Origin of the sequence: Bacillus sp. JJ1122, from assembly GCF_036964885.1 — a bacterium.
Taxonomy (GTDB): Bacteria; Bacillota; Bacilli; order Bacillales; family Cytobacillaceae; genus Mesobacillus.
The window spans coordinates 1-17,060 of record NZ_JBALQL010000037.1; the positions used below are offsets into that span (position 1 = coordinate 1).

Annotated in this window: 11 protein-coding genes; 7 read left to right on the plus strand and 4 right to left on the minus strand. The window is 43.2% G+C overall.

The annotated features are described in order from the left end of the window. Positions 1–182: 182 nt before the first annotated feature. The 3 genes from V7201_RS19670 to V7201_RS19680 all read left to right on the plus strand — a co-directional run bounded on the left by V7201_RS19670 (position 183) and on the right by V7201_RS19680 (position 6,500). Complete coding sequence (locus V7201_RS19670; protein WP_335378467.1) at positions 183–1,625, plus strand: MBOAT family O-acyltransferase; 1,443 nt, start codon at positions 183–185, stop codon at positions 1,623–1,625. A gap of 20 nt (positions 1,626–1,645) precedes the next feature. Further along, complete coding sequence (locus V7201_RS19675) at positions 1,646–2,731, plus strand: hypothetical protein (RefSeq protein ID WP_335378468.1); 1,086 nt, start codon at positions 1,646–1,648, stop codon at positions 2,729–2,731. A 214-nt stretch (positions 2,732–2,945) separates the two neighbouring features. Further along, a complete protein-coding gene (locus tag V7201_RS19680; RefSeq protein WP_335378469.1) occupies positions 2,946–6,500 on the plus strand; it encodes a S8 family peptidase in 3,555 nt (1,184 codons plus the stop codon). Between the two features lie 684 nt (positions 6,501–7,184). Here V7201_RS19680 and V7201_RS19685 read toward each other — a convergent pair. Beyond that, positions 7,185–8,087 carry an accessory Sec system S-layer assembly protein gene (locus V7201_RS19685; protein WP_335378470.1) on the minus strand — a complete coding sequence of 301 codons (903 nt, stop codon included), beginning with the start codon at positions 8,085–8,087 and terminating at the stop codon, positions 7,185–7,187. 13 nt (positions 8,088–8,100) lie between these two features. After that, positions 8,101–10,458: an accessory Sec system translocase SecA2 gene (gene secA2 / locus V7201_RS19690; protein ID WP_335378471.1), complete on the minus strand. Its 2,358-nt coding sequence runs from the start codon at positions 10,456–10,458 to the stop codon at positions 8,101–8,103. 466 nt (positions 10,459–10,924) lie between these two features. Here secA2 and V7201_RS19695 point away from each other — a divergent pair, with 466 nt between their 5' ends. After that, complete coding sequence (locus tag V7201_RS19695) at positions 10,925–11,980, plus strand: glycosyltransferase family 4 protein (protein WP_335378472.1); 1,056 nt, start codon at positions 10,925–10,927, stop codon at positions 11,978–11,980. Between the two features lie 385 nt (positions 11,981–12,365). Here the strand turns inward: V7201_RS19695 and V7201_RS19700 are convergent, their stop codons facing one another. Together V7201_RS19700 and V7201_RS19705 are read right to left on the minus strand one after the other, a co-directional pair. Then, positions 12,366–13,433: an LCP family protein gene (locus tag V7201_RS19700; RefSeq protein ID WP_335378473.1), complete on the minus strand. Its 1,068-nt coding sequence runs from the start codon at positions 13,431–13,433 to the stop codon at positions 12,366–12,368. 120 nt (positions 13,434–13,553) lie between these two features. Beyond that, entirely contained in the window at positions 13,554–14,192 is a 639-nt protein-coding gene (locus V7201_RS19705; RefSeq protein WP_335378474.1) for a YigZ family protein, read from the minus strand. Positions 14,193–14,613: 421 nt separating this feature from the next. Here V7201_RS19705 and V7201_RS19710 point away from each other — a divergent pair, with 421 nt between their 5' ends. The 3 genes from V7201_RS19710 (at position 14,614) to sda (ending at position 16,872) form a co-directional block, all read left to right on the plus strand. Beyond that, positions 14,614–15,756, plus strand: coding sequence for a sensor histidine kinase (locus V7201_RS19710; protein WP_335378475.1), 1,143 nt, complete (start codon positions 14,614–14,616; stop codon positions 15,754–15,756). Positions 15,757–15,834: 78 nt separating this feature from the next. Beyond that, positions 15,835–16,518 carry a response regulator transcription factor gene (locus V7201_RS19715; protein WP_335378476.1) on the plus strand — a complete coding sequence of 228 codons (684 nt, stop codon included), beginning with the start codon at positions 15,835–15,837 and terminating at the stop codon, positions 16,516–16,518. A gap of 192 nt (positions 16,519–16,710) precedes the next feature. Further along, entirely contained in the window at positions 16,711–16,872 is a 162-nt protein-coding gene (gene sda, locus V7201_RS23270; RefSeq protein WP_423408255.1) for a sporulation histidine kinase inhibitor Sda, read from the plus strand. Positions 16,873–17,060 lie beyond the last annotated feature (188 nt).

Sequence of the window (17,060 nt, forward strand, 5' to 3'; positions counted from 1 at the left end):
AACGCGCCGGGGGTCAGACCCCCGGCAGTTTACCGCGTCACAGCGCTGGGGGTCTGACCCCCAATGCATTGACGCGTTAAAGTGGAGCTTGGCAGATTCTACATATTCCGGCCTGTAATGACAAGGTTCGCTAATTTATGTATAATTGTGCAGTAAATAATTTTAATGAGGGTGCGTGTACTGTGTTATTTAATTCATATGAATTTATTTTCTTTTTCCTTCCGGCTTCTTTCATTATATATTTTGCGCTTCAGTATGCGGGCCAATCGCGGCTGGCTAAGATTTCACTGGTGTTAGGATCTTTGATCTTCTACAGCTGGTGGAATATCAGCTATCTTCCGCTCATTCTCACGTCGGTTGTAGTTAACTACGGCGTTGGTACCTTCTTGGGTAATAGCGACCATTTAAAAAAGCGGCGAATTGTCCTGACAATCGGCATCGTATTCAATGTCATTTTACTCGGCTATTATAAATACACCGATTTCTTCCTTTCTACAGTGAATGCTGTGGCAAAAGCGGATTTCCCGCTGCTTCATCTGGCTCTTCCGCTGGCGATCAGCTTTTTTACATTCCAGCAGATCGCGTACCTGGTGGATAGCTTCCGATATGAAACGAAAGGGTATCGTTTTGACGAATATATGCTGTTCGTTATCTTTTTCCCGCAGTTGATTGCCGGTCCGATTGTCCATCACAAAGAGGTAATGTCACAATTCCATAATGAAAACTCACGAATGAATGCAAAAAACATCTCACTCGGCCTATATATTTTCGGAATCGGCCTTTTCAAAAAGGTCATGATTGCCGATACGTTCTCCGTTTGGGCGAATGACGGCTTTAAAAACGCATTCGATCTGAACGTCGTCGAAGCCTGGATTGCTTCCTTATCTTATACATTCCAGCTGTACTTCGACTTCAGCGGATATTGCGACATGGCGGTTGGTGCGGCATTATTGTTCAACATCAGGCTGCCAATCAACTTCAATTCGCCATACAAAGCGCTCAATATCCAGGATTTCTGGCGCCGCTGGCATATTACGCTCAGCCGCTTTCTAACTCAATATATTTACATTCCGCTTGGCGGAAGCAGAATCAGTCCATCAAGGACATACATCAACATCATGATCATTTTCATGGTCAGCGGCTTCTGGCACGGTGCCGGCTGGACGTTCGTTCTCTGGGGCTTCCTGCATGGCCTTGCATCCGTTATTTATCGCTGGTGGAGCAAGCGCGGCTACAAGATGCCGAAATGGCTGGCGTGGTTCATCACATTCCAGTTCGTGAACGCAGCATGGGTCTTGTTCAGAGCTGAAACATTCGCTCAAGCCATTGCCATCCTGAAAGCGATGTTCGGTATGGGTAAAATCGAGCTGCCAACACGCGTAGCAAGAGTTCTCGAGCCAATATTCAATGTCAGCTTGCTTCCAGACGGCCCGATGCTCTTTACATCAACAAGCGTCCTATTGATTGTATTAGGCTTGATCGTCGTTACATTCAGGAAAAATTCATTCGAAATGCTGGACCGTTTCAAACCAAATAATTTAAATATGTTATTTATCGTGTTAATTTCCATTGTATCCATCTTACAGCTCGGTAAAGTCTCCGAGTTCCTGTATTTTAACTTTTAATTTCCAAAGGAGTTCTGCAAGTGGAGCCTATCTATAAGAAGTTTGTTCTTAAGTTTTTCATCGTCTTCGCAGCAGCGCTTGTCCTCATTGCTGGGTTCGTGTATATGAGCGACCCTTATGTTTACTATCATAAGGGGGGAATCTACAAACGGACATTCACGAAAAACTTTAATATGCGCTACCAAATTCCAGGAATGATCAGGAATCTGGAATTCGAAACGATTTTTGTCGGCACATCCATGGGCCATAATTTTAAAGAAGAAAAAATAGATGAAAGCTATAATACCAAATCTTATAATGCGACCATTTCTGGTTCCTCTGCAAGGGAGCAAAGAAAGGCCGTTGAACTTGCGATGAAGTCACATAAAATAAAGCATGTATTCTGGGAAATCAATTATGATTCTCTCGCTGGAGAACCGGACCGTATCGATGCAACTTTTCCGGAATTTCTCTACGACCGCAACATCGCCAACGATCTTCCATATTTGCTTAGCTATGACGCCATCAAAAAGATTGATTACCAAATGAAAAATCAGGATCTGGTAAATCCTAATGCGGATCCCTATACTTTTTATAAGTTTGGAGAAAAGCGACCGCCTTTAACGGTAGAGAAATTGAAAAAAGAGTTAGAGGGAGTAGAGCCACCTCCTCCTGAAGCACACAAGCTGGAAGTTTATATGAATAGCTTCAAGGCCAATATGCTTAAAATGGTAGAGGACAATCCGGATACAAAGTTTACCTTCTTCTATGCACCATATCCGATTGCAAGGCATATGAGCATCCAGTTTAAAAAACCTGAAATCAACGAGGACCGTCTGCAGACTAAACTTGAGGTTTTTAAAGAATTGAGTAACCACAAGAACACGGAAGTCTATGATTTCCAGGACAATGCAGAGATTACCTTTAACGTCGGTAATTACATGGATCGTTCCCATTACTTCCCTTATATTAACGACCAGCTGCTGGAAGAAATGGCAACAACCAAGCCAATCCAGTCGGAAAAAGAATATAAGGAAAAAGTAGCGAGATTCTCTGCTCAGCTTAAGAATTTCTCCTACGACCAATTAAAAGAACAACCGCTGACCGCGAGCAATAGCAATAACTAGTAAAATGGCTGCCAGTTTGAGGCGGCCATTTTTTTTGCGTTTTATTTTAGGTAACACTAGCAATCCCTCAACCTAAAATCCCCTAAATTTCAACAACTTCTTTGTCGTCTGTTGCTAGAATTACGGTCACGTTATTAGTTGTAAAAATCTTCTAAAAAAAGTAGTATGTAAATTGGATATGTATTCCAATGAGAGAAAGACAGGGGGAGAGAACGTGGGGAAATGGAAGAAGAACCTCGTTTCGATTGGTGTAAGTGCTAGCCTGGTTGCAGGCACGGCGTTCGTGCCAGGAGGGGCAGTATTTGCGAAAACGACTGCTGGAAAGCATGTGGGGATATCCGCAGTTTCGGTCAATTCACCGTTGCTTCAGCAAAAGATGGATCAGAAAAAGTCACCGCTGAGTGAAGATACTTTGGTCATCAAGTACCAGAAGCCTCTGACAGCTTCAGAGCATAAGAGATTGGGAGGAACTCTGATCCGTCAGGTCTCTGGATTGAATTACGCTGTTGTAAAAGTGAAGGACAAGCAGAATTTGCATACCGTCATTTCAAAATACCAGCAGCTAGATAAAGTTGTTTCCGTCACTCCATCTGTCTTATATCAGCAGCTAGGCTTCAGCGACCCGAAGGCGGGAGAGCAGTATCATCTGACACAGCTGCAAATCGCCAAGGCTCAAAAGCTGGCTGGCAAAAATAAAGTCAAGGTTGCTGTGATTGACACAGGCATTGACCGCAATCACCCAGATTTAAAAGGGAAGATTCTATCCAGCAAAAATACAGTCAATCCGATCAGCCCGGGAATAGCCGATTCACATGGCACACACGTAGCTGGAATCATCGCGGCTAAAAAAGATAATGGAATCGGCGGCTATGGCGTTGCAACGGATGCCGACATTCTTTCTATCGATGTATTTGACCGCGGCTGGGGTGCGAGCGATTACGCCATTGCCGAAGGAATTCTTGAAGCTGTGAGAAGCGGCGCGAAGGTCATCAATATGAGTCTTGGCGGACCGATGCCATCACCAGTCATTGAAGAAGCAGTCAAGCAGGCAGTAGCCAGGAATGTTGTGATCGTAGCGGCAGCAGGAAACGATGCCAACGATTGGACAAACTATCCCGCAGGCTATGAGGGCGTCATCAGCGTCGGATCTACCAATAAATATAAAAAACTATCAAGCTATTCTTCTTTTGGCCCATCGGTTGATATCGTAGCGCCTGGAGAAGAAGTATACAGTACTATCTACGAACCAGAGAAGCTATCAAGCTTCCGGAAAATGAGCGGCACGTCCATGGCATCGCCAGTCGTTGCCGGAGCAGCTGCATTGCTGCTGTCGAAATATCCAAGCCTTACACCTCCGCAGGTTGAGTACATACTCGAGCACAGTGCGGACGACCTTGGCGAAAAAGGCTTTGACGTTAAATTTGGCAACGGTCTAGTGAACCCTGTCAAAGCACTTCAATTTGACCTGAAGAAATTGCCGGCACTGGTTAAAAAGAAGCTGACGGAAAAAGAGATTTTTGCGAGCGCCAAATCTGTAAAAGTGGATAAGCAGGCATTATTTACAGATGCCATTACCAAGCCATCAGAGGAAAAATGGATCAAGTTCAACGTTAAAAAGGGAGACAATATCCAGGCCGTTTTATCTGGATCCTCTAAATACGATTACAAAATGATGATGCGTTTCACTTCTGCGAGCACAAAACGAATCCACGAAATCAATAAAGTCCGAGAAGGCAAGGCAGAAGGAAAGCTATTTACAGCACCTGCAGATGGTGTGCTTGCAGTTGGCGTTAAAGACGTAAATGCCAACTATGACGACTCTGCAAAAAAGCTTTCCAAATATACGCTGCAAGTCAATAAAATGACAGGCTACTTAACAGATGACTCCGATCTGGAGAATCCGGTCGTAATCGAAGCACTTCCTTTTAGCACGGACGAACACCCGCTGACTTTTACAGGCAGAGACGGCAGTGATGATGATTACTTCACCTTCTCGGTTGAAGAACGCCAGCTCGTAAAACTTGAAGTGAGTGAGGTTCCGGGTGAGAACTCGGCAATCAGCGTTTACCCTGCGGAAATGCTGATGCCGGTTGGAGGGGAAATGCCAGAAGGTGAAGGATTGCCAGAAGGTGAAGACCCTGCAAAAGGAGAATATCAAGCTGCCCATGAAGGTGACCATGGCGAAGAAATGGAGCCGATGTACTATTCCAATAACGGCGGAACAAGTGAAGGTGAAGCCTTGACCTTTACAGCGGAACCAGGAATGACTTACGCTGTGAAAGTAACGAATAAACCGAGCAATTACTATGGAATGTATGAGTTCTTCTATGGCTTTGATATGTTCATGGATACAAGCAAGCCAGAAAGTTCGCTGGTCCCATACATGTTCAGCATTACGGGAAAAGTAATGCCGGCTGATGAAGATAATCTCCCTTATATGGAAGAAGAGCAGCCTATGCCTGAAGATGGCATGGAGGATTATGCAGAAGGGAAGCTTGAACAGCAGAGGATTAAAATTGCTTCTTCCTATAAAGCAGCCCATGAAGAGAATCCTGGGCTGGAATACTTGATGATGGTACAGGAAAACGCACGTCCGTACTCCATCGGCAAGCGTGCTGACGGCTACTTAGCTACGTTCGAAGATGAGGACTGGTTCGCACTCAGCCCGCAGGAAACAGGGGTATACGAATTCACACTCAGCAAATCTGGCAATATCCCGTGGTTTGAAATTTATAAGCTTGAAACCGACAAGAATGATGATGGTGAAGAGTTACAGTGGCTGAACTATATCGGAACGAATGTTACTTGGGATATGTACAGCAACGGTTTGGGAACGAAAGTATACACTGGCCTTAAAAAAGGCGAGAAGTATTTCATTAAGCTCAACAACGATTATATGCAGAATCAGATCAGCTTCAATCCATACTCATTCAATTCAAAGCTAGTAACGAAGAATGTGATGGATAAATACGAGGACAATGACAAGCTCGAGAAGGTAAAAGACCTTCCTGGTTCAGTCGTTCAAGGGAACTTTGGCATGCCGAATGATCAGGATGTATTCTACTTCCAGGCTAAAGCAAGCCAGGTGTATGGTGTAACGATGGAGCGAGGAGCCCTTACGAAGGAATTGAGCAGACTTCCGAAGGAAATCGTCAGTCCATTCTACGGTTTTGTCCAAATCATTGAGGATAAGAACAAGAACCGAAAGCTGGATGAAGCAGAATACAATCTTGCTCAATATATTGAAAAAGGCGTATATGGAGGCTATACATTTGGCTCCTTCAAGGCTAAGAAAGGCAGCAATTACATCATCGTAGCTGCAGGCTGGCCGGAAAGCAGCACGCCGCTTACCTTGATGCCTTATAAATTGACGATCGCTGCAGCCAACACGAAGGATGAAGATGCAGGCAACAAGGTGACGAACAACAAAGCTTCCAACCCTGTAAAAATGAAGAAGCTGACTGCAAACACCTGGGAGTCGAAAGGCAATTTCAATTCAGGATTGTCGTTCGGCGATGAGGATTGGTACACATTCACACTTGATCGCAACGCATCCGGTGTCATCAAGCTGGAAGGCTCCATTGAAACCGATGGCACGATCGAGCTGTATCAAAATGGAAAACTGATTTCATCTGCTGACTTCTATCCTGAAGGTGATGCAGAAGTCCTATCCGCTTCCCTGAAAAAAGGAACCTATCAGGTCAAGATTACAGACTTCCACGGAAGCTCTTCTATCAAGCCTTACAAGTTGAAAGTTTACATGAAGTAAGATACTGTAAAACAGGAGAGTCTTTAGCACTCTCCTGTTTTTGCTTAATGGAAAAAACGTAATCTTTAAGACTCAATAAATATCCAAAAAATACAAAAGATTCTCCCAATTTTGAAAAGATATCCTTGTAAGGAAAGATTTAAAATAACTGCTTAAATATGACAACTTTTCTTATTTTATCCTTGTATAAAGATGCCAACGTGGTAAAATAGGAGTGTAGCACAATTCCTGTTTTGTGATTTTCAAATGTGCAAGGGTTGGTTATGGCCGATGGAGAGTACCTGTCAAAAGCAGGTACTCTTCGTTTTTTTTTAGGCTTTGTTAAACAAGGCTGCTGATTTTCGTTCCAGGCGCTTCGCTTTCCGCGGGGCTGGCGCGGAGCCTCCTCGTCGCTTCGCATCTGCGGGGTCTCACCTGACCAGCTGCGCCCGCAGGACACTGAATAGCTTCCTCGGGTCTGCCCACGCACGATGGAAATGCGTTAGCATTTTCGGAGGAGTCTGCGTTCCTTCCACTACAATCAACAGAGTTTAAAATTAACATTCAGCTTTAACAGAGCCTTTTTTTAATATCGCAGCTGCATGAGAATAAATTAAAATCCGGGTCTCATTAAGAGAACCCGGATTTTTTTTGCTTGTTCATATTTGATTGATTGACTCCGGATCGTTTCCCAAAACAACCCAGTTACACCGTTTCCTTCTGCTCAACAATCTGTACCTTCCATCTGGAAAAGTCCGGATCTTCCGCAAGCACTAGTTCTCTAGGGAAAATAAAGGTCCAAGGCTTGCTTGTGTTGGCTTTAACTTCAAACTGGTCCAATGCGAATCCGCCTTTTGCCACTATTTCTCCAGAAGCATCCTCAACCTGCAGCGGCAGCTGATGAAGCTGGATATTCTTATCGTTTCCATTGCGGATCAGGATGGTGACACTTAAGCCGCTATCTTCATTTTTCCTGGCCTGCAAGCCAAGGAAATTTACTTCGCCCTCTTTTGGAGCACCAAGGGATTCAACCATCTGGACGAGCTTTTCTTTTTCCTCAACAGGAAGAGCGTTCTCCCATGAAGCATCCAGGTCAAGACGGTGGGGTGCTTTAATTTCGAAAGCAAGCTTCCAGCCCTCGGAAGGGATTTCGGCGGAAATCACATCACTCAGATGAAAATTGAAATGCCATGGTCTGCTGCTTTTTGCAGGGATTTCTCCAAGCTCAGCTAAATCGAATCTCTTGCGCGCCAGGTGTTCTCCGTTTGGTCCAATCAGCAAAATGGAAGATTCAGCTAGACGGATTCCCTTGGAAACACTATTGCGGACAAACGCCGAAACAATTAACTGATCCTCTTCAGCTCGCAGCTCAATGCCTGAAAGTGAAACCTGGTTTGGCTTTAAAGGAGGAAGTTCATTATTAAGGAAACGCAGGACATACTGGGTTTCCAATGGCACATTCATCGAAGGGTGAATGGATAGCTCTGTATAGACTTCCTGCTCTTGTGCAACACCTTCATCATCTACTAGTTCTTTTGAAGGAATGACAGTATCTTCGCCCTGTTTTTTCACTATGTCTTTTTTATTTTTTTTGAAAAAAGAAAACATATGCATTATCCTCCTATTCCTGAGATTCGGACATAATCATGAGCTGCGCAGTCTGGATGCAAATCTCTTTGGAGATCTTATAATAGGCCATTTCAAAAAGTTCGAGGCCTTCCTTTTGATAGAGACGCATCGGATCTTCCTGCTGATAATGGCGCATGCCGATGCCTTCCTTCAATCTGCCCATGTTTTCTAAGTGCCTGATCCAGTTGCGATCGATCACAAAGGTATTAGCTCCTTTTAGCGCGTCCTGGAGTTGAACATGACTGCGGAAACCATCCGCTTTTTCTTTAAATTCTGCGACGTGTTCAGAAGCTATTTTTGCAACAACCCTGCGGTCAAAATTCTCGTCCGGGAACTCCATTGTCGCACCAGGGAGGAATTGATCCAATTCTTCCTTAAGTTCCTTCAAAGGCCAATTCTCTGGAATTTCATCTTCAATACAATACTTATCTATTAAATGATCAACCGTTTTATCCACAAGCGGTAAAATAATCGAAATTTGATCTTCCTCTTCTAGTACTCGGTTCCGAAGAGTATAGATAACGGTCCGCTGCTCATTAATGACGTCATCGAGCTTCAGATTGTACTCGCGCATCGAGAAGTTCGCGCCTTCCACAATCCGCTGGGTCCGGTTAACAAATTCAGTAATCTTCTTGTTTTGGATTATGCCAGCAGCATCCGTTTCAATTGTCGGCTTCAGCTTCTCCAAATCTTCCTGGGCAAAGCGCCTGAACATGTCATCCTCAATCGAAATGAGAAATTGGGAAGACCCCAGGTCGCCCTGGCGCCCCGAACGGCCTTTCAACTGATTGTCAACGCGTCTGCTCTCGTGCCTTTCCGTACCGATGACATGGAGGCCGCCTAATTCGGCAACGCCTTCACCTAGAAGGATGTCTGTACCGCGTCCAGCCATATTTGTGGCAATCGTGATTCTGCCGTGCTGACCAGCCTGGGATATGAGCTGGACTTCCTGCTCCACCGTCTTTGCATTCAATAGCTGATACGAAAGGTTTTCCTTGTCAAGGTACTCGGCAACCTTTTCAGATTGCAGTATGGAAGTGGTCCCGATCAGGACTGGCTGACCTTTCGCATGGCGATCCTTGACCTCTTTCGTCACAGCTGTATACTTCTGTTCCTTCGTTTCAAAAACCAGATCAGCCAGATCTTCGCGGATAATAGGCTTGTTCGTTGGGATTTGAATGACATCCATCCCATACACCTGGCGGAATTCGCTTTCTTCGGTTTTTGCTGTACCCGTCATACCGGACATCATTGGATACATACGGAAATAGTTTTGAACCGTGATCGATGCCTGGGTTTTATTTTCGTCGGTCACCTCAACGCCTTCTTTTGCCTCCAGAGCCTGATGCAAACCGTCAGACATAGTGCGCCCCTCCATGATCCTGCCAGTGAACATATCGACAAGCATGATTTTGCCGTCCTTGACGATATAGTCAACATCAAGTTCGAACATGACATGGGCACGGACTGCCTGGATCACATAGTGATAGAGCGTCTGGTGTTCAAGGTCATACAGATTATCAACGCCAAAAGCCTTCTCGACTTTATTGATGCCCGTATCGGTCAGACTCGTTGCTTTTGTTTCTTCGTCAAATGAATAATCAACGTCTTTTACAAAACGCTTTGCCAGCCTTGCTGCAATAAAATGCAGGTCTGCGCTTGATTCCATTTTTCCGGCGATGATCAATGGCGTTTTCGCTTCATCGATCAGCACACTGTCAATTTCATCAATAATCGCAAAATGGTACGGACGCTGTACACGCTGTGCGACGCTAGCGACCATATTGTCACGCAAGTAATCAAAGCCGAATTCGGTTCCGATTCCATATGTAATATCCGCCTGGTAAGCTGCCTGTTTTTCATCCGACTCCATCATCGGGATATTCAATCCGACTGTCAGCCCAAGAAATTCATGGATTCTGCCAATCTGATTGCGGTCACGTTCTGCCAGATAATCATTGACCGTAATGACATGAACGCCTTTGCCTTCAAGCGCCCTCAAGTAGCTCGGCAGGGAGGCGACTAACGTTTTTCCCTCACCAGTAGGCATTTCCGCGATACTTCCATCATTTAAAACTAGCCCGCCAATCAGCTGCACGTCATAATGGCGCATGCCAAGAACACGTTTCGAAGCTTCGCGGACTACGGCGAATGCTTCGACTTTGATATCATCAACCGTTTTCCCATTTGCAAGCTGTTCCTTAAAGAAAAGCGTTTTATTTTTCAGCTCATCATCACAGAGCTTTTCAATCGTTGATTCCAATTGATTGATCTGCTCGACTAAATCTCTATATTTTTTTAGGCGTTTTTCGTTCGAATCGCCAAATTTCTTCTTTAAAATCGACAGCATCCATTAACGCTCCCTTATCCAAATTCGTTTACTAGTATATCATTTATTTCCTTATAATAGTAGGTTTTGCCAGTGTGTCAAAATTTTCTATTAATCTTGGTAACCTTTCTGGGAATTCAATCGTCTAATTAAAAGATTGAGCTACATACCCACTGAATCATGCAGTTATATTCGAAAAGTATAGGAGGCAGAAATAGTTCTGGATTTGCGTTTCTTTTATGGTTAAAACGGGAAATGAATCTAGGACATTGGAGATATTTGTCGATATAATCATATATTAGGTGTTTCAGAGTTTCATTACTTATGCTATAATGCATTTTGTGGTAATCTGAGCAGTTGCTCAGGAAACCAAGCTGTATAAATAACCGGCACCTTAAGCCGACTGTTAATTAATAACGAAAAAGTCATCAATTAGATGTTCAAAATAGAGCCGCATTGGTTATGCTATTTATTAAGGAGGACCAACATGATTTATGTGACAATGTTCATTTGTTTTATTACCTCCATATTGATCACACCGCTTGTAAAAAGGTTTGCCATTAAAATTGGGGCAACCGATAAACCGAATCAACGAAAAGTCCATCAAAAGATTATGCCTCGTCTCGGAGGTTTAGCAATTTATATTAGCTTCATCGTCGGCTTGCTGGTGCTTCAGCCAAGCAGTGAAAATCACTGGCCGATCGTCCTTGGCAGTTTCATCATTATTTTAACCGGAATCTTCGATGATCTATTCGAGCTTTCCGCTAAAATAAAACTTGGCGGCCAATTAGCAGCAGCAACCGTCGTCGTTGTTTGGGGAGACGTGCTCGTTTCCTTCATTAACCTCCCATTTGGAGGAATGATCGAATTTGGTTACTTCAGCATTCCATTAACGATCCTGTGGATTGTCGGAATCACAAATGCCATTAACTTGATTGATGGATTAGATGGTCTTGCAGCTGGAGTATCATCCATCGCATTAATCACAATTGCCTTCATGGCATTGATTATGGGGAACTTTTACGTGGTTGCCATCGCATCTGTATTGCTTGCAAGCACACTGGGATTCCTGTTCTACAATTTCCATCCGGCAAAAATCTTTATGGGTGACACTGGAGCCTTATTCCTTGGCTTCATCATCGCAGTACTCTCACTGTTAGGATTCAAAAACGTAACGGTCATTTCTTTAATCGTTCCTGTTATTATCCTCGGTGTACCGATTTCTGATACATTTTTTGCGATCATTCGCAGATTCGTTAATAAAAAACCGTTATCTGCACCAGATAAATCACACTTGCATCACTGCTTGCTGAGACTTGGCTACTCACACCGCCAGACCGTCCTGATGATTTATGCGATGGCGGCAATGTTCGGCCTGACAGCGATCATCTTCTCTCAGGCAAAAGTATGGGGATCATTCGTCGTAGTCGGCATCCTGCTGATTCTGATCGAAGTGTTCGCAGAAAGCGTAGGATTAATGGGCAAGGACCACCGTCCATTACTGAAATTCGTCAGACGATACTCTACGGTTAAAAATCGATAAAGTTTAAAGCTGCTCCTGAGGAATCAGGGGCAGCTTTTTTGTTTAGGAACAAGGTGATCATTCATCCTTTAAGTAGATAAATGCGGAATACTTTTTATCCCTCATACTGTTTGGTAAACTGTATTTCTTTAATTAAGTGATATTTCCTATCCAGGATGCTCGCTTTCCGCGGGGCAGGGGGTGAGCTGCTCGGCGTTGGGTGCAAATGTTTCCTCGCGAGAAACTTTTCACCTAGATCTCATTGGTTCCGCTGTCCAGCAGGACTTTGAATAGGTTTCCTCGAGGTTGCCTACGCACGCTGGCAAAAAAAGCCAACCAACATAAAATTCGGGGAAATGAGCAAAATAAAAAGGACAGCCTTTAAGCTGTCCTTTTTTATAAACAATTATTCTTCATCCGTATAAATATACTCCGAATCTTCTTCCTCTAGATCCACACCGTCGTCTCCATTCTTCTCAGCGATCTTGTTCACATCGCTTGCACTGGAAACCTTTAAGTGAGTTTTAAGATTGAGTATGGTTTGCTGAAGAGCCTCTTCATCCAACTGGTAATAGTACACACCGTCGATCATCGCATCTGAACCTTCAAGTGACATGGTTTCAACGTTCAGCTTAGAACCTGCCGTTGCGTAGTCAACCAATGCTTTCATTTCACTGAATGATAAGTCTGTTTGCATATTGTCGCCAACTGCTTCCATTACATCTGAGTATTTAGTGATTGATTTGGCAGAAGCAGCTTTTGTCATGATTGCTTTTAAAATTTCCTGCTGTCTTTTGCCTCGATAAATATCGCTGTCTTGTTTACGCGTTCTTGCCAATGCGAGCGCTTGTTCACCATCAAGCGTTTGAACGCCTGGCTTTAAGTAAATCGCCCCGCTTTTATCCCTAGAATCTTTTTCATGCAGTTCATAAGGAACTTCGACTTTTATCCCATCCAATGCATCAACGACATCTATGAATGCTTCGAAATTCATTTGAACATAATAATCAACAGGGACATCCAGGAAGTTTTCCACTGTTTCAATCGTAGAAGTAATCCCGCCCTTGCCGTAAGCATGGTTGATTTTATCTTCATAGCCTTTGCTTGGAATATACACAAGGGAATCACGTGGGATGCTTAGCAGTTTGATGGATTTGTCTTTTTCATTTAATGTGGCGAGCATCAGGGCATCTGTTCTTGAAGCTGATTTAAAATCACGTGCCTCGCTGTCATCAATGCCGACAAACAGAATCGAAATATTATCAATATCAGGATTTACTTGTTTGTCACGCTTACCGGACTGACGGTCCAGCGGTTTATAAGAATCGTCAATGACGGATTGTGCTTTATTATATAAAAATGCTCCATAGCCACCAGCAGTAAGGACAGTGAAGAATATAACGAACATAAGTACAGATGCGATTCTTCTTCGCTTTTTTCGCTTTTTCTGAAGTGAACGTCTTTCAACAGACATATTTGAGCTCCTTTTTTGTAAAAATAAGACGAATATTTTTGAAAGCCAAATTTAATTCTACAATTTTTACGGTGTTTCGTAAAATGAATTTTTTATTACTGAGTATTTCAATCATTAAATTTATCTGGCAACCTGATCTTCTAAGTACCGCAATTCGCCTTCGCGCAGGTCACATTGGCCGCTTGTCATTTCGACCATCCATTCCTTAAATACCTCAGTTTGTGTTTCTTCGACAAATGTTTCGATTTCAACTTTATCAAGGTAATGAATTTCTTTTAACTGATAAACAGATGACCTTAGTTCATTCTCGATTTTTCCGAGCCAGGTGTACTCAATGGTGGTGTGCATAATACGCATCAGCTTGCGCTCCACGATTCCAATGGCGGCCAGACCTTCTGACGTTGCCTTTCCGTATGCACGAATCAGTCCGCCAGCACCCAATTTGATTCCGCCGAAGTAGCGGGTGATGACCACAACGGTATCCTTTAAGTGTTTCTTTTTTAACACCTCAAGAATCGGTACACCGGCCGTGCCGCTTGGCTCACCATCATCATTTGCCTTCTGGATCTGGTCGTTCTCGCCAATCAGGTAAGCGGAGCAATTGTGCGTGGCATTCCAGTTCTTTTTCTTGATTGACTGGATGAATTCCTGGGCTTCCTCCTCAGTTTCCACCCTATCTATATATGCAATGAACCGGGACTTCTGAATCTCGATTTCATTTTCTCCATATCCTTTTACAGTAAAATAGTTTTGCAGCAATCGGCTCGCCTCTCTCTATTAAAAATTTCCCAATAGACTCTATGAGCTTTTAGGCGCAGTGCTTATATTCGTTAATGGCAATAAGTGCTACAATCATTATAAGTTTACCAGAATCATGGGACAATCGATGTCTTATGATTGTAATATAACTTTAATACTGTAAATGTGTTTGAATGTTATAATAGTGAGTGGTCATACCAGGGTAAACAGAGTCTATGAAACGTTTTTGGAAAAATGTTTTTATTTTAAAAATGGAGTTTAACTCCTAAAATAATAGGATATAAGACTTAGAATGAAAAATCAATCCTATGTCTTTCGGACGATTTTTGACGAAATTGGCATGATTTTCTTGTTGAAAATAGTAACGAATCGTGTTTCAAGCTAAAATATCTTTAGTGCCACCCTTGGGGGAGTTTTTTAAATGGCGATTAAAATGTTTGATACAAAAGCACTCGATCACATCCTAGAAAAAATGATTGAAACCGTTGGCAATAGCAAAGATGAAATCTTCCGAATCGCGGAAGAGTGCCGTTCGGATTATGAATCGATTACAAATGAATTAAGAGAAATCAAAAGGAAGGTTGCCCAAATCATCAACGAGGGCGATCATTTGGATTCACAGGTGAGGACAGCTAGAAAGCGGCTATCCGAAGTGAGTAAGCATTTTAAAGATTATACGGAAGTTCAGGTGCGCGAATCATATGAAGTCGCCCATAAGCTGCAAATGGAATTGACCTTAAACAGGCAGACTGAAAAACAGCTTCGGGAAAAACGCGATGACCTCGAACGGAGACTCCTTGGCTTAAATGAAACGATTGAGCGGGCCGACCATCTTGTTTCCCAAATAAGTGTCGTCATGAATTATTTGATGAGCGATATCAGGCAAATGGGTGAAGCGCTTGAAACAGCAAAGCAGAAACAGGATTTCGGCCTGAAAATTATTGAAGCCCAAGAGGATGAACGAAAAAGACTGTCTCGAGAAATACATGATGGTCCAGCGCAAATGATGGCGAATGTCATGATGCGTTCCGACCTGATTGAAAAAATCTATAAAGAGCGAAGCGCGAGCGAGGCGATCACTGAAATTCGCAATATGAAAAAAATGGTCCGATCCGCGCTATATGAGGTCCGAAGAATCATTTATGATTTGAGACCAATGGCTCTTGACGATTTAGGTCTGGTTCCTACCCTCAAAAAATATTTACAGACAATCGAAGAGTATCATAAGACAACTAGAATCCAGTTTATCAATTTGGGTGATGATAAAAGGCTGCCAACCAAGTATGAAGTCGCATTGTTCCGCATGATTCAAGAGTCTGTACAAAATGCGCTCAAGCATGCGAACGCAGCCACGATCCAGGTAAAGCTGGAAATCAAGCGGGATAATGTGATGGCAGTCATAAAGGACGACGGCCAAGGATTCGATCTCAATGATAAGAAACCTGAGTCATTTGGACTCCTTGGAATCAGGGAACGAGTTGAACTCCTTGAAGGTGAGCTGGATATCCACTCAAAAATAGGAGCCGGAACATTAGTGATTATCCAGGTTCCGCTGAATCTATAAACGGACATAACATCCACCGCAGCATTGCTGCCAGCTAAAATCAAAAATAGAGAAAGAAGCCATTGGGGAGGCGAAAGTATGACAACAAAGATTGTTATTATTGACGACCATCAACTTTTCAGAGAAGGGGTAAAAAGGATCCTTGATTTCGAACCATCATTTGAAGTAGTTGCAGAAGGTGACGATGGCAACGAAGCGATCGAGCTTGTTGAACAGTACCAGCCAGATGTAGTCATCATGGATATCAATATGCCTACTACGAATGGTGTAGAGGCGACTGGTCAGTTAATTCAGAAATATCCAGAAGCGAGAGTCATCATTCTTTCAATACACGATGATGAAAACTATGTCACCCATGCTCTAAGAACAGGAGCAACAGGCTATCTGTTAAAAGAAATGGATGCAGATGCACTAATCGAGGCAGTCAAGGTAGTGGCAGATGGCGGTTCTTATCTTCACCCGCGCGTCACACATAATCTTGTAAAAGAATATCGCCGTCTCTCAGCCGATGAGAACGGATCGGACAAGTACATATCGAAGGTGGAAATCCGCCGTCCGTTACACTTGCTGACACGCCGTGAATGCGAAGTCCTTCAGCTCCTTGCTGATGGAAAAAGCAATCGTGGCATCGGCGAAGCATTATTCATCAGTGAAAAGACGGTTAAAAACCATGTAAGCAACATCTTGCAGAAAATGAATGTAAACGACCGTACTCAGGCCGTTGTCGTTGCGATTAAGAACGGCTGGGTGGAAGTACGATAAAAGAAAGTTTCTCTCGGAAATTAGAAATTAACGTCGTTGTAAAAGAATACCAACCAAAAAACCACAATTGTCGTAATGACAATTGTGGTTTTTTGTCGAATTTGCGATATTATTGTTGGAAAAAAACGACAGAAAACTTGTCAGACATCTAACATAATCCGCTATAATTAGGGAAACATAACGAACGAAGGGGTGATCATTATATCTTCTTTATGGGAACTGACGGATGAAAAATTAATAGAAGCTTACCAAAAGGCTACTCTATTGAAGCTAGATGATACCTTTATTGAAATGCTTATTGAGGAAATAGGAAGCCGAGGACTGGAAGATACAATTAGCTCATACGTATCTTAATACTGCAACGCTGCGCAACCGATTGCCAGCGTTTTTTTTATTATGGATGGCCTCCGTGGTCTAAGAATTGCTATAACGATCATTCAGGATGGAAAACTCCTGGCGGGTGGTTGTAAGAAAGACTATAACGACCATTCGGGTTGGGAAAACTCCTGCGAATGGTTCTAGGAGAGGCTATAACGACCATT

Excerpts from the sequence above, each read along its gene's own strand:
- secA2 (WP_335378471.1), bottom strand. The coding sequence starts at position 10,458 with ATGCTGTCGATTTTAAAGAAGAAATTTGGCGATTCGAACGAAAAACGC.
- V7201_RS19685 (WP_335378470.1), bottom strand. The coding sequence starts at position 8,087 with ATGTTTTCTTTTTTCAAAAAAAATAAAAAAGACATAGTGAAAAAACAG.
- V7201_RS19710 (WP_335378475.1), top strand. The coding sequence starts at position 14,614 with ATGGCGATTAAAATGTTTGATACAAAAGCACTCGATCACATCCTAGAA.
- V7201_RS19715 (WP_335378476.1), top strand. The coding sequence starts at position 15,835 with ATGACAACAAAGATTGTTATTATTGACGACCATCAACTTTTCAGAGAA.
- V7201_RS19695 (WP_335378472.1), top strand. The coding sequence starts at position 10,925 with ATGATTTATGTGACAATGTTCATTTGTTTTATTACCTCCATATTGATC.
- V7201_RS19700 (WP_335378473.1), bottom strand. The coding sequence starts at position 13,433 with ATGTCTGTTGAAAGACGTTCACTTCAGAAAAAGCGAAAAAAGCGAAGA.